The sequence below is a fragment of the Halotia branconii CENA392 genome (assembly GCF_029953635.1).
GTDB classification, from domain to species: Bacteria; Cyanobacteriota; Cyanobacteriia; order Cyanobacteriales; family Nostocaceae; genus Halotia; species Halotia branconii.
Genome location: NZ_CP124543.1, coordinates 6,174,904 through 6,189,040 on the forward strand (window position 1 = coordinate 6,174,904; position 14,137 = coordinate 6,189,040).

Below are 14,137 nucleotides of genomic sequence, written 5' to 3' on the forward strand. Positions count from 1 at the left end.
CGGTATTAATCATTGGGTACAGTCAAAACAACTTCGTAAAGATGATGTTCGTTTTCGGCAATACCTTCCCAATATTCAGAGTCTTTGCCAAATCCTGGCTGTTTCTTGAGGTTTTCGATACTTTCTTTATCTAACCATTGTCCGTAATTGATTACACGAGTGCCATCAAGACTACGATGAAAATTTGCTGAAATTAGCCCTGGTAACTCCATTGCTTTGCCGACATTTTCTTTGGCTAGTTCTATCATGCGCGGTTGATTCTCTGGGGGCATCCGAAATTCGGCAAAATGAGTTATGTATTGCCCTTGTTTAATTTTAGGTATGCCTTCTTTCGACTCAGAAATAACTACTTCATAAATATGAACATCTGGTGGATTAAATTCTCTAAGTTTGGCTGCTTTTGCCTGTACTTTAGTATTATTAATAAAGTTATTATAGTCTGCTTGACTTTGCCATTGAGCGTAGTTGGCAACTTTTAAGCCATCAATACTTTTGTGAAGATTGGTAGAAATAAAACCAGGTTGTTGCTTGACTGTTTCTAGAAATTCAGCGATCGCATCTATCAATTCTTGCTGTTGTTCTGGCTTAACTGAAAAAATGATGATTACGGTAATAACTTCATTTTTGGTCGCAATTGTCGCCATAACTCTGTATATTTTTGATGAATTTGAGGTTAGGTTATAATTGCATCATATTTTTGTCAACCATCAAAAGTTGTATTTTCTAATTTTAGTTTGTAATTAAGCGATCGCTTCCTCTTTTAATTTTTAATGTATAGCCAAGACTTTAGTGTTGGGAAAATAAAGACTAAAGTCCTGACTACAAATAGACTGCTACAGTTATCAGTTACTATTTGCTAATAAGCCATTGTGTTTGAGCAAAGAAACTGTACTCGGTTCACGACCTCGGAAGGATTGGAATACCTCCATTGGATGCTTGCTGCCACCCAGAGCTAGTACTGTTTCTCGATAGCGCTTACCTGTAGTTTTGATTGCCTCTTCGTCTTCTAATCCAGCTTCTTCAAAAGCCGCAAAAGCATCGGCACTCAATACTTCCGCCCATTTGTAACTGTAATAACCTGCGGCATAACCACCGCCAAAAATGTGTCCGAAAGCACATAAAAAAGCATCTTCTGGCAGTGGTGGCAAGACAGTAGTAGTTTTGGCAATGCGATGGCGCACATCTGCGGGAGTTTCATTATTACCTGGGCGATAATGACAATGCAGTTCTAAATCAACACTACTAAAGTGGATTTGCCGTAATGTGCTGCTACCACTCATATAATTTCGTGCCGCTAGCAATTTTTGGTAATAATGTTCCGGTAAGGGTTCACCAGTTTCGTAATGTTTAGCCATGCCAAATAAAGTAGGTCGGTCATAGCACCAGTTCTCCATGAACTGGCTGGGTAGTTCCACCGCGTCCCATTCTACGTTGTTGATGCCTGCTGCTCCAGGGTAGTCTACCTTAGTTAGCATGTGATGCAAGCCATGACCGAACTCGTGGAACAAAGTTTCTACTTCATAAAAAGTCATCAAACTTGGTTTGTCGTCTACTGGGGGAGTTTGGTTACAGACTAAATACGCCACAGGTAAACGAGTAGTAGGCACATTATTCTCAGCCATTTTTCTACGATTGATGCATACATCCATCCAAGCACCACCGCGCTTTTCGGCTGGACGACTGTAAGGATCTAAGTAAAAGTAGGCTATGGGGCTACCAGTTTCATCAGCAATTTGGAAATAACGCACATCTTCGTGCCAGACTGGGGCTTGACCATCGGCAGAAGTCACAGTAACACCAAATAACCGCTGCACAAGTCCAAATAAACCATCAAGAACTTGAGGAAGGGGGAAGTAAGGACGTAATTCTTCGGCGGTGAAGGCAAATTTTTCTTCTCGTTGGCGTTCTGCCCAAAAACTAATATCCCAGTGTTGTAAATCTTCAGCTTCTGCTGCTTTTTTACTAGCTGCAAAAGCTTTGAGTTCTTCTAAATCTTTGGTAGCTGCATCGTAACTGGCGCGACGTAGTTCTTCTAACAGTGCCTCGACTGCCTCAACGTTGGGAGCCATTTTACTAGTTAGGCTCAACTCAGCAAAATTTTCAAAGCCTAGTAAATCATGGGCTAATTCTTGCCTTAACTCCAAAATACGCTGAATTAACGGATTATTATCCAACTCACCGGATGAGGCACGGGAAATAAAAGCTTTGTAAAGTTTTTCGCGCAAATCACGACGGGTGCTGTGCTGCATGAAAGGCCCATAACTGGGAAAATCTAAAGTGATGCGCCAAGGGCCATTTTCTGGTGTGGCGTTTTCTGACCCAGCAGCACGGGCAGCTTGTGCCGCTAAACTAAGTAAGCTATCGGGTAAGCCGTCAATTTCTGCTTTGGTTGTGAGAGTTAGGCTAAAGGCTTTGGTGGCATCTAATACATGGTTAGAAAACTTGGTAGAAAGTTCTGCCAACTCCATTTGAATGGCGTTGAAACGTTCCCGTGCTTCTCCTTGTAAACCAACACCAGCAAGTTCAGCATCACGGATAGCTGCTTCCACAATCCGCTGTTGAGCAGATTCTAAAGTTTGCCATTGTTCGCTGGCGCGGAGTTGCTTGAAAGTATTGTAAATGGGTTGACTTTGACCGAGCCTATTGACAAATTGTATTACTTGTGGCTGAACAGCTTCGTAAGCTGTGCGTAGTTCTGGGCTATTCTTCACACCCATTAAATGGTTGACTACGCCCCAACTCCAAGTGAGTCGTTCTGTTAGTTCTTCTAGAGGTTCTACTAAACCACTCCAAGTCGGTTGGAGGTTAGTTTCTAAGGTGGTTAATTGTTGGTCGAGTTCCGCCAATAATTCTTTAAAGGCTGGTACTACTTGCTCTGGTTGAATCTCTGCGAAGGGAGGTAAGCCTGAGCCTTTGAGTAGAGGGTTTTGAGAAATATTGACAGTTACAGTCATAGTTTTTTTGTTAGTCACCAATAAATATTCGCAAACAAAGATTTTTATCTATATATCTCTAATGTAGCGATCGCTGGGTAATTTGGCTTGATCAGAATGCCAAATGTGCTAAAAAAGTTCAAGTGCATCTATTCCCCTACCAATGCCAATGCTTGATTTATTACGCGGTTAGATAAATACATCCCACACAGACACAATTGTTCTAACACCGGACGTGCAGCCGGAATTATCCCTCGTTGTTTGGCGGTAATAACGATGCCTAATGTTCCCCTTGAAGGAATACCCAAGGTGGCAGCACAACGACGGGCTGCTAAATCATCCAGAATTACTTCCGTTTTAGGATTTACATAGCCCCAGGTGAGTACGGCTGACTCACCTATACCTAAATCCCAGTTTTGAATAACGTTCGGGACTGGTGGTGTTTCTTGTACGACTAACCAATCAATACTATTGAGCGCCACTGCTGTTACGTCTGTTGACCCATAAGCATCAATTTCTGCGGCTACAGCTGATGGAACAATAATTGATGGACTAACTAAAAGCAACAAATCGGTAAAGCCGCCCTTGGTCAAAAAAATTAGTGGCGATGTGTTGATAGCAGACAGTTCAGCCACGGTTTATTAACTCGCGCTGCAAATCATCAAAGTCAACAGCAAAGACATCCACTTGTTCACGGGCTAGGACAGCTAGAAAGTCTCGGCGGTTTAACCCAGCAACGTTGGCTGCTTTCTCCATTGAGATTTCCTGCTTCTGATACCAGTAGATAGCAGCAGCGAGGCGCATATCACGCACAAATTCTTCTGGATTTAGGCGACGGGCGCTAAATACTTCTTCTGGCAGGTTAATCGTGACTGATGACATAATTTATGTCCATTATTGCTGCGGTTGATTGCTGCATTCATAATATCAACCATTAAACAATGAAATCACCAATGGGACGGGACAAAGCACCCCGCCCTGCATGGTATTTTAATTTACGTCGCAACGCACTAAGATGTAGTACTTTTAGATTTAGCCTCCAAATTTTCTAAGCGGCTGACTAGTTCTTGGTTTTGTTGTTTGAGTTGATTGAGTTCCTCACGCAATTGACGCAGGGCGCTTTCTGTACCCACGTTCTTTTGCACATTCCCGATTGATTCATCAGCATAACGCCGGACACGCCCATCTGGTGTTTGATCAGCAAGCGATCGCAAAATCTTGATTGCTTTGGGAGTCTCCATTTGTGCCAAGGCTGTAACTACTGCTATTTGAGTTAAGAAGAAGGTTTCTCTAGCAAGTTCGGCTAATTTTTCTAAAATCCGTTCTAAATTGACTGGATTTTGACCGACAGAAATCTTGCCCAAAGCCCGAATTGTAGCTAGGCGCAGCGGTTGGGGAGTACCAAGTCTGGTGTATTCAAGAAGTAAATTTAAAGCGGCTTCGGAGGTTTTGAGTTCAGCTAAACCTGCAACTGCACCACTGCGTACCACTTCATTCCAACCTGCTTTTTCTTCTAAAACGGATTTTAGCAGTTTGAGAACTTTTTCTTCTTTGGGCTTTTCGTCTAAATTTGCAGCTGCAATAGTCCCAATGGTACGAGCAGCCATTGCTTCGACGTAGTAACTAGGATCGCCGTCCTGCACCAGTCCTTTGACAGCTTTGTAACTTTCATGGGTTTTGATTTGAGCTAGTGCTTCCACCACAGCGCGCCGCACCAGAGCATTTTGATCTTTCAACCCAGCAACTAATCCATCAAAGGCTTGATCTAATTTAACTTGGGCTAATTGTTTCGCTACTTCAATCCGCACACCCCAAAATAACTCGTTTTGGAGAGATGCTGATAAAGCTTTAGTCGCTTCTAACCCGCCTTTTTTGGCTAAAGCTGCTGCTGCATCAATACGAGAAATGGGATTAGGATCAAATTCTAACTGTGCTTTCAACTCTGGTAATGGATATTCCAAAGACACAGTTTTTAGGTAATGATTCCCCACATCAAAGCTAATAAACTGGGGTTTTTCTGCTAAAGGAAAGTAAAAGCTTTGTTCTTTTTCATGCACCCGCACTGTGAAAGTTTGCAGTGCTGCTACTTCTTGTTGTTGGCTGTAGCCAAAACCAATAGGAATTTTTAGGTCGAATAAATCTTTATCTGTAGTTGCTTGAGTTTGAGTTACTGTGATTTTTGCTAACTTTGCATCCCCATCCCAGGAGTAGGCGACTTTAAAATCAGGATGACCGCCACGATAAACATACTGATCAAAAAGGAAGGTAAGATTACGCCCAGTTGACTTTTCTATTGCCCTGAGTAAGTCTACTGTTTCAACAGTTTTGTGGGCATTATCCTGGACAAATATGTGAATCGCCTGCCAAAACAACTCTTCTCCCAATTCCGCCCGAATCATGTGATAAACACAAGATCCTTTTTCGTAGATATGGCGATCGTAAAGTTCAATGGCTTCACGGTAAACGTGCGTTACCATCGGTCGACGGTAGCGGCTACTATCTTCGCTTAAATAACTCCGAGCTTCTAATAACCGATAGTATGCGGCTTCTTGTTGTCCATACTCATGTTCTGTCCACATCACCTCAGAATAGGAAGCCATTCCTTCTTTGATCCAAGCATGTGACCAATGTTTGATCACCAACAAATCGCCAAACCACTGATGCGCTAGTTCGTGAACAACTAAACTTTCGGTGTTGCGATTATCTAAGGCGGCGCGTTCATCCAGCAAACATCTATCGGTTAATAGAGTTGTGGAAGTGTTTTCCATTCCTCCAAAGATAAAGTCATCAACACAAACTTGGGCGTATTTAGGAAAAGCGTAAGGATAGCCATACTTTTCACTCAAAAACTCCATCATGCGGGGAGTTTTGCCCATGCTGCGTTTAGCGTCTGATTCTCTTCCTTTTTCTACGTAGTAAGTGACTGGTTTTCCCTGCCATTCATCACGAATTTCTGCAAAGTCGCCTACTGCTAAAGTCATTAAATAAGTAGGATGAATTTGCTGTTGTGACCAGTGATAGATTTGACGATCGCCATCTTTTTGAGTATCAATTAATTCCCCGTTAGAAATGGCAACTAGGTGTTTGGGAACACTAACACGAATTTCCGAAGTAGATAGTTGTCCTGGGTAGTCAAAACAGGGAAACCAAAAACGCGAGTCTTCGTCTTCTCCTTGAGTCCAAACTTGGGTGGGTTTATGGGGATAATGTTTATCTGGTTGAATAAAGTAAATACCGCGTTGGGGTTTTTCCACCGAGTAGGCGATCGCAATTAATAATCTTTTATTAATTTGGGTTGGTTGAGCCAGTTGAATCGATAGCTGTTCGCCATCGTAATCAAAATTTTGCGCCACCTCGTCTACTTGTATAGACTGGATATTCAAATTGACAGCATCCAAAGTTAAGCGGTCAATACCATTACGGACAGGTAATAGACGGATACTGCAAGTACCTTGGTAACTTTGGTGAGGAATATCTAAATTGAGGTCAAGAAAAATATGTTCTACCTGTCCGGGGCGATCAGGATTGTAGTGTGGTTTCGCTCCTGGTAGTTCAAAAGATCTGTGTCCGTTATTCTCTGTATCAAAATAAGACTGCGACATTGATGTTTACTGACCTTTTAATCTGTGAAAAATTTGGCTTGATATATTTAAAAAATAACGCTATCTAGTTTATCTAAATTTATCTATGGGGTTTTCCCTGCTCTTTTTGTGACTTTAAATATCCTAGGATAGCTTGCCAGCGCCAAGCGTGCTGCTTTTTTTGCTTATCATTTATGGATTTACTCCTCACCGCGTTGAAGTACTTTTTGAGTCATCTTATGTATTATTACTAAGTTACTCAGTAAATACCGATAAAAAACTCCATACCACTTGCGGAAGGAATGCAAAGAAGGCAGGGGAGCAGGGGAAGAGGCAGGGGAGCAGGGAGCAGGGAGAAAAGGAGAAAGATTAAAGATTAGGTACACATCTTTAAATTCAAGGCATTTTCTTAACTTACCCCTCTGCACCCCGCACCCTGCCCCAATTCCTCTTCTCCATGCCCCATGCCCAATAAAATAGAATCTTCCACCAACTTTCAATAATTCCGAGAATTTTATAATGACGTTTTTACTAACCTCGGTGACAATTTGAGGATTAAAGAGGACACAACCATGCCTGAACGTAAATCAAAGTTTTTAATTCCTGCGATCGGTGCTGCCGTCTTGGTGACAGGAGGTGTAGTTACTTACATGTATTTAAAAGGGTCTGCTGGTGATATTTCAGACGCTCTCGGCAGTGCTAAATTAGTACCTTCAACAGCACTAATGGCAACTTATATCACAACCGATCAGCAGGCTTGGTCAAAGTTACAGCAGTTTGGCACTCCTGAAGCGCAGAAGTTACTAGCAAAAGGTCTAGAAGACTTTAATCAGGACATGTTTAAGGGTAGTGATATTTCTTATGAAAAAGATATAAAACCTTGGGTTGGTGGTGTGATGTTGGCAATGCTACCGCCAAACCCCACTAAACCCGCACAATTAAAAGAGTCTTCTAAAGAGGCGAATCCTACAATCAAATCAGAGCCAGAATCGAAGATTTTAATGGTAGTAGGAATCAAGGACAAAATCAGCGCTTTGAATTTTGCTAAAAAACTCAAAGAGCAAAAAAAAATCAAAAGTAAAGAATTTGACTATAAAGGTGAAAAAATTACAGAAACTCTAGAAGATGGCAAACCAACATATAGCGTAGTTTTAAATAATGACCACTTGGTGTTAGCTCCCGAAAAGCAAGCTGTAGAAAATGCCATTGACACCTTTAAAGGACAGCCTTCTTTTGCTAATAAAGAAGGTGCAGATAGTCTTTTGCATAAAAATGTAGATGTAAAAAATACTCTTGCCCAAATTTACGTACCAGATTATTCGGGTATGGTACAGCAATTAATCGCCGCCAGTCCTGAAGCAAAGCAACTGCCTCCACAAACATTGTCACAATTGAAACAAGTAAAATCTTTGGTAGCAGGTGTTGGCGTAGATGATGCCGGAGTGCGGCTAAAAGCGATCGCTAATTTAGATCCGCAATTAAATAAGTTTCAGTATCAAACAACTCCTGCCAATATTGTCAGGCAGTTTCCTGTTGATACCTTAGCTTTGGTTAGTGGCACTGGCATTAGCCGTGGCTGGACAACTCTAGTAGAACAGTCTCAAGATTATCCACAATTCAAACAAGTACTCGAACAGGTGCGAGGACAACTGAAATTTGTTGATCTTGACTTAGATAAAGATATTTTTGGGTGGATGGATGGAGAATTTGGCTTTGGTGCTATTCCATCTAATCAAGGCGTGTTAGCAAGTTTAGGTTTTGGCGGGGCATTAGTATTTGACACAGGCGATCGCAAAACTGCGGAAGCTACCTTTACTAAACTGGATAATTTGGCAAAAGCACAAAGAATTAACGTTGCTCAAAGAAATCTCGGCGGTAAAAATGTTACTGAATGGCAAATACCCCAACAAGGCGCTTTGTTAGCCCACGGTTGGCTAGATCAAGATACCGTCTTTTTGGCACTGGGAGGCCCCGTTGCTGAATCTTTGACAGTTGCCAAAAAATCATCTCTCGATACTAGCGACACTTTCAAGGCTGTGACTGGTTCTCTGCAAAAACCCAACGGTGGCTACTTTTACCTAGATATGGATAAAACCATGACTTTAGTAAATCGCTTTGCAGCACAAGGACAACCTCTCTCACCGCAAGCCAGCGCTATTTTAAGTTCAATTCGTGGTATTAGTGCTACTGCCACCAGCCCTGATAAGTCTATCAGTGAATTAGAGATGTTGTTAGCTCTTAAACCAAAAACTGCAAATTAGGAAATAGGGAATGGGGCAAAAGGGGCAGGGTGAAGAAAATACCTTGAATTTATCTAAAAATCTCTCTTTTTCCCTTTTTTCCTGAGTGTTGATAAAGTGCGATCGCCTACTCTTCATTTTAGAGAGCGATCGCTGTTTAGTTAGTATTTAAGTTGCAGCTACAACTACACCTTGGCGCGCATTTCGTTTGCGATCGCTTTTGCGAGTTCCGCCAGCCATTTGATATTCATGGCTATCATGACCGTATTTGTAAGCAATACCACGTAAAATTCTATCAGAATAGTCTGCTAAATTTTGTTCATTTTCAATGATCTGGGTGAGTAAGACATCAATAGTCGAGAGAGTCGTATTGTATTTCTCTATATCTTGACGGAGATATTCAATTTGTCAGTATAATCTTTAACCGTTAATCCTTCGCCAATATCAAGAGATAAACTAATAGATTTAATGCTAGCTAGCCTGACTTCAGCTTTATCGAGAGTACGTGAGCCACGTTTCCTTCTTGCCATAATTAATACTCATTCTTCTAATTTTCCATAATTCCATATTGGACAATTAGGGAAAAAGTTGTCATACGTAGAATTGTTGATTTTTATTAAAAAACCAAAATTTCAGTAATTTACTTGGAAAGGCAGAAAGAATAATTTCTGCATTCTGCTTGGTGTCTTCTTAAAAGCATTTTTCTTTGATTAAAGCTACATTCATATTTTGGAGAATTGGTGTAATTTCTATTTGCTTTAAAAAAGGAAGTTGCTACAACTTGCACGTAATACGTAAACGTTCAAGCTGTAGCTCTTGTAGGAAAAACAGAAGTTACTACAACTTGCGCGTAATACGCAAAGGTTAAAGCTGTAGCTCTTGTAGGAAAAACAGAAGTTGCTACAACTTGCGCGTAATACGTAAATGTTCAAGCTGTAGCTCTTGTACGAAAAACAGAAGTTGCTACAACTTGCGCGTAATACGCAAAGGTTAAAGCTGTAGCTCTTGCAAGGAAAACAGAAGTACAAATTGAATTTTGTTCCGCTTCTGTGCGAGTATCTAAATTTTTATTAATTTAACTATCAATTTATACTTCAAATACCAGAAGCGATCGCCTCTGGTATTTGATCTTTCTATTCCCTAAATCTCAGTATTGCGAGATTCTAATGTGTATGTCAGCCTATCCAATGCGTCAGTCAGTCTTTCTTGAGCTACAAGGTTAGGATCTGGTAGGGGATCTTCGGCGACGACTTCTTCTTGTCTTTTGAATTTTTGTAACGCTTTAATTGCCAAAAATAAGATCAAGGCAATAATCACAAAATCAACGATCGCACCGAAAAATTGACCAATAGCAACTCCTGGGCCAATTGTGATTGTTCTCCAGTTCTTACCTCCTACAGCAATTAAGGGGTTAACTAGTGGCATAATCACATCTTCAACTAAAGAAGTGACAATCTTGCCAAAAGCACCACCAATGATTACAGCGATCGCTAAATCAACTACATTACCTTTGAGGGCAAATTCCTGAAAATCTCTCAGAAATCCACTCGCTCTTCTTCTTGCTCTTGCCATAATTGACTATAAAAGAAGTTAGTTGTAATTTTTTTTTAAATGGCACTCAGCTTTTTACCAACTCCTGTGAGATAGATATTGCTGAGTACCCAAATCTTATCAGTCTGGGGTGAATCTCTTTGATAAAGATGTGTTGAGAGACATGAAGATGCATTTAGCCTATATTTGAAAATTCAACCGCCAAAAGAATGAGGCAGAAAAAACCCTAGACTAGCTTGCGGAAATTATGTCATAAGTAAAAAAGACTGTTCACGCAAACTTATGACTGTTGCTGCACAAACCTCTCCTAACTTAGCTAGCCGTTTAGTTAATGGCATTTTGGCAATTAGACCCTTAGCCAACCTAGCCAAGCACCAAGCCAGACAAATGATGATTAAACGCGCCGAAAAAATTGGCGTACCTTGGACGAAAGAAGTACAGGAATTACAAGCACTAGATTGGGCAACTAATCTAACTCAAGTCCAAAATCCTGAAATTTCCTACCCAGATTACTATCTCACCTCATTTCATGCATACGAAACCGGAAATCTTAGTTGGCAAGCTGCTTTTGAAGTAGAACCTGCTGCTCATGCTGTTCATGCTAAAATTTGGCAAGGTGCTAATGCTCAAGGCGATGCCAAACTACGCCAAAGTTACCACGATATCGTCAAAAACTCTCTTCCCTATGCTCCACAAGATATCTTGGACTTGGGTTGTAGTGTAGGACTAAGTACTTTTGCCCTGCAAAAAGTTTATCCCCACGCCAAAATTACAGGCTTAGATTTATCTCCTTATTTTTTAGCCGTTGCTAACTACCGCGCCCAAAAGCGTCAGACTAAAATCAACTGGGTTCATGCTGCGGCTGAATCTACTGGACTAGCAAACGCTTCATTTGATTTAGTCTCAATTTTTCTGGTTTGTCACGAGTTACCACAATTAGCAACCCAACAGATTTTCGCTGAAGCAAGGCGTGTGCTACGTCCGGGTGGTTATTTGGCAATCATGGATATGAATCCTCAAGCTGAAGCTTATACAAAAATGCCGCCTTACATCTTGACACTGCTTAAAAGTACGGAACCTTATTTAGACCAGTATTTTGCTTTGGACATTGAGCAAACTATGGTTGAGGCAGGTTTCCAGACCCCCACAATTACCAGCAACAGCCCTCGTCACCGCACTATAATTGCTCAAGTGAGTGGCTGATGTCTCTCTAGTGCTGTGGGCAGCAATTCCACCACTATTACTTTTAGGCTTTTATTATTGCCGTGTTCAGTTTGCCCCTTTTTGGTTAAGGTTGATTTTATTATTTATCTTTGGGGCTGTATCTGGTTTTGCTGCCCTCGGCTTAGAATGGGTTTTTGAAACTGTCGCCAACTGGGTTGTCAATTGGCAAAATACCAGATATTTGCTTCCTGGTATTATCCTGCGGCAACTTGTAGAAGTCGGGCCAATTGAAGAAGGCTGCAAGTTGGTAGCGGTTGTTATCCCCACTTGTGTTTTCCAATGCAAATATCGATTACGACCTAGTAGCATCTTTTTGTTTACTATAGCCGTTGCTTTGGGATTCACTGCGGAAGAAAATTGGATTTATCTTTTTTACGGAACAGCATCAATTCTTGATCGTATTATCGGTACGCCAATTCACGCCTTATTCTCTGCACCTTGGGGATATGCTTTAGGAATATATCTTTCCTCAACAATACGGTTAAATCAAGATAAAAGGTTAATTTATAGGGCTTGGCTAAATTCTGTGATTTGTCATGCTTTAGTAAACGTTCTTTCTAGTGCTTGGCGTTATTCAACACCGATACGTTTCCTCAGCTATGGTTTATTTCCGTTGCTGTTGTGGATGTTTTGGCGAATAGAGCAGTTATTGCGAAAAGTACAAGGCAAACGTCCTATTATCGTGATTTCTGGGCATACGCCACAGCATCGTTATTGGCAACGGGGTTTAGTAATGTTTGCTTTGATTCTAGGAGGAAATGCGCTTTTTGGATTGTTTCTATTAGCAAAAACTATTAGTCCTTTGAGTTCATCCCAACTTTTCCACTCTAATATTTTGTGGTTTATACTTAGCCGTTTATTAATCAATCTAATTTTTGCAATTGTCGCTTGGTTAATTTACCGCTATTTGCGACATTCGTCCCGTCGTCATTATCTTTAGGATAGCTGGCAATTTATTTCATCAAACTAAAGGTAATAATATTTCAAATTCAGTACCTTTACCAACTTGCGATCGCAAATTAAATTTACCACCATGTCTTGCAGTAATAATTCGATAACTAACCGCTAAACTGGTTTCTTTATCCGCCCGTTTCTCTACCGAAAAAGATTCTCTAATTTGTTGTTGTAACTCATCAGATATTCCTAAACCATTATCAGCAATACAGATTGAAACCCAGCGTGAATCTGGTGCATTTGGTTTAGTCGGTTCTTGGGAAATAACTTTTGTTGTCACCTCAATTTGTGGTTTTGTAAAAGTTTTATTAGACTCTGAATTAACTTGCTGAAGTGCAGCTTCATCAAGCAAATCATCTACAGCTTGACCGAAAATATTCATTAATACTTGATTTAACTGACCCATAAAACAAGAAACTGGAGGCAGTTTACCATAGTTTTTGATAATTTCAATTTCTCCCTTTAAACGACTTTTAATTAATAAAACAATATTATCTAAACAAGCATGTAAATCTACTGGTTTGGGATATATTTCATCAATATGACAGAAATTTTGTAAACTAGTGACAAGCTTTTTTAACCTTTCAGCTCCAGTGCGGATGCTATTGAGAGATTTTGACAAATCTTGTTCTAAAAAATCAAATTCAATCTCTTGTTTTAGATTTTCAATTTCTGCTGAACTATGAGATAAAACTTGATCGTAAGCAGCTATTAGCTTCAGCAAGTCTTGGCTGTAGTTAGAGACGTAAGTTAAATTACCCCAAATAAACCCAACTGGGTCTAAAATTTCGTGTGCTACACCATCTACCAAGCGGCCTAAACTTGCCATTTTATCATTTTGAATCATTTGGGCTTGGCTGCGTTCATAGCGCACCTGACTTTCTATTCCCTGAATTTGCCATGAAGCAAGATTCAAGTCATACATATCTAATAATCGGTAGGTATTGGCAGAGGTTTGTACTACGATTGGTTCTGCCAAAAGTTCAGGCGATCGCCTCCTCAAAGTCTGTTGCATTGCTGCCAAAATTGGTGTTGTTTCCGGCAACAACACAATCGCTGTCCGCGCATAACTGTAGAGAACACCCAAAGTTTCTTGGGTAAATAGCTCTTTTCCACGAGGGCGAATTAAAAATTCCAGCAATCGCCGCCGCGAAATCATGCCGATGAATTGTCCCTGTTCTAGCAATATTGCTCCCGGTAGCATGGAGTATTTTTCTAAATAATGAGCAACTTCGCTGCCTGTACAACTTGTTTCCACTTCAAAGGTGTACATTGGCAGTTCTTGGAGAGTTGATTCTAAATTTAGATCGCGATCGCTACCCAAAGCCAAAAATGGCGGTGAGATAAGGAAATTAAATTCTTGTGGCACTGGCAACCCTGATATATATCTACTGGCACGCAATAACCTAACATTTTAGGGGAGAAAGAGTTTGAGCCTTATTTACTTTTCGTTACATAGTTTGGTTTTATTGCACCGATTGACTTAATTTCTATAGGACTTACGCAAAACTAACGCAATTTCGTCATTACGAGCGATAGCGACGTAATCGCAAAAATCCTGCGATTGCTTCCCTACACTTCGTTCCGGTCGCAATGACGATTTGGGCTTGCGTAAGTCCTGTTCTACTTTTACGTTGCATTCAAAACTAATCCT

General features: G+C 40.7%; 11 protein-coding genes. 3 read left to right on the forward strand and 8 right to left on the reverse strand.

Features of this window, described 5'->3' with window-relative positions:
* Positions 1 to 5 precede the first annotated feature (5 nt).
* The 5 genes from QI031_RS27015 to QI031_RS27035 form a co-directional block, all read right to left on the reverse strand.
* Positions 6 to 644, reverse strand: coding sequence for an antibiotic biosynthesis monooxygenase family protein (locus tag QI031_RS27015; protein ID WP_281482655.1), 639 nt, complete (start codon positions 642 to 644; stop codon positions 6 to 8).
* Positions 645 to 842: 198 nt separating this feature from the next.
* A complete protein-coding gene (locus tag QI031_RS27020) occupies positions 843 to 2,954 on the reverse strand; it encodes a M3 family metallopeptidase (RefSeq protein ID WP_281482656.1) in 2,112 nt (703 codons plus the stop codon).
* 128 nt (positions 2,955 to 3,082) lie between these two features.
* On the reverse strand, positions 3,083 to 3,568 hold the full coding sequence (locus QI031_RS27025; protein ID WP_281482657.1) for a PIN domain-containing protein: 486 nt from the start codon (positions 3,566 to 3,568) through the stop codon (positions 3,083 to 3,085).
* The gene (locus QI031_RS27030) at positions 3,561 to 3,815 is read right to left on the reverse strand and encodes a UPF0175 family protein (RefSeq protein WP_281482658.1); all 255 of its coding nucleotides are present in this window, start codon (positions 3,813 to 3,815) and stop codon (positions 3,561 to 3,563) included. The genes QI031_RS27025 and QI031_RS27030 overlap by 8 nt, the downstream gene beginning before the upstream one ends.
* Positions 3,816 to 3,943: 128 nt before the next feature.
* Positions 3,944 to 6,535, reverse strand: a complete 2,592-nt coding sequence (locus QI031_RS27035) for a M1 family aminopeptidase (RefSeq protein ID WP_281482659.1) — start codon at positions 6,533 to 6,535, stop codon at positions 3,944 to 3,946.
* A 551-nt stretch (positions 6,536 to 7,086) separates the two neighbouring features.
* Between QI031_RS27035 and QI031_RS27040 the strand changes: the two genes are divergently transcribed.
* On the forward strand, positions 7,087 to 8,775 hold the full coding sequence (locus QI031_RS27040; protein ID WP_281482660.1) for a DUF3352 domain-containing protein: 1,689 nt from the start codon (positions 7,087 to 7,089) through the stop codon (positions 8,773 to 8,775).
* A 359-nt stretch (positions 8,776 to 9,134) separates the two neighbouring features.
* Here QI031_RS27040 and QI031_RS27045 read toward each other — a convergent pair whose 3' ends face one another.
* Both QI031_RS27045 and mscL read right to left on the reverse strand, forming a co-directional pair.
* Complete coding sequence (locus tag QI031_RS27045; protein ID WP_281482661.1) at positions 9,135 to 9,284, reverse strand: hypothetical protein; 150 nt, start codon at positions 9,282 to 9,284, stop codon at positions 9,135 to 9,137.
* A gap of 610 nt (positions 9,285 to 9,894) precedes the next feature.
* Positions 9,895 to 10,326: a large conductance mechanosensitive channel protein MscL gene (mscL, locus tag QI031_RS27050; protein WP_281482662.1), complete on the reverse strand. Its 432-nt coding sequence runs from the start codon at positions 10,324 to 10,326 to the stop codon at positions 9,895 to 9,897.
* A gap of 261 nt (positions 10,327 to 10,587) precedes the next feature.
* Between mscL and QI031_RS27055 the strand changes: the two genes are divergently transcribed.
* Both QI031_RS27055 and QI031_RS27060 read left to right on the forward strand, forming a co-directional pair.
* The gene (locus QI031_RS27055) at positions 10,588 to 11,508 is read left to right on the forward strand and encodes a class I SAM-dependent methyltransferase (RefSeq protein ID WP_281482663.1); all 921 of its coding nucleotides are present in this window, start codon (positions 10,588 to 10,590) and stop codon (positions 11,506 to 11,508) included.
* The gene (locus QI031_RS27060) at positions 11,501 to 12,469 is read left to right on the forward strand and encodes a PrsW family intramembrane metalloprotease (RefSeq protein ID WP_281482664.1); all 969 of its coding nucleotides are present in this window, start codon (positions 11,501 to 11,503) and stop codon (positions 12,467 to 12,469) included. The genes QI031_RS27055 and QI031_RS27060 overlap by 8 nt, the downstream gene beginning before the upstream one ends.
* A 21-nt stretch (positions 12,470 to 12,490) precedes the next feature.
* Here the strand turns inward: QI031_RS27060 and QI031_RS27065 are convergent, their stop codons facing one another.
* Positions 12,491 to 13,852 (reverse strand): ATP-binding protein, encoded by a 1,362-nt coding sequence (locus QI031_RS27065; RefSeq protein ID WP_281482665.1) that lies wholly within the window; start codon positions 13,850 to 13,852, stop codon positions 12,491 to 12,493.
* Positions 13,853 to 14,137 lie beyond the last annotated feature (285 nt).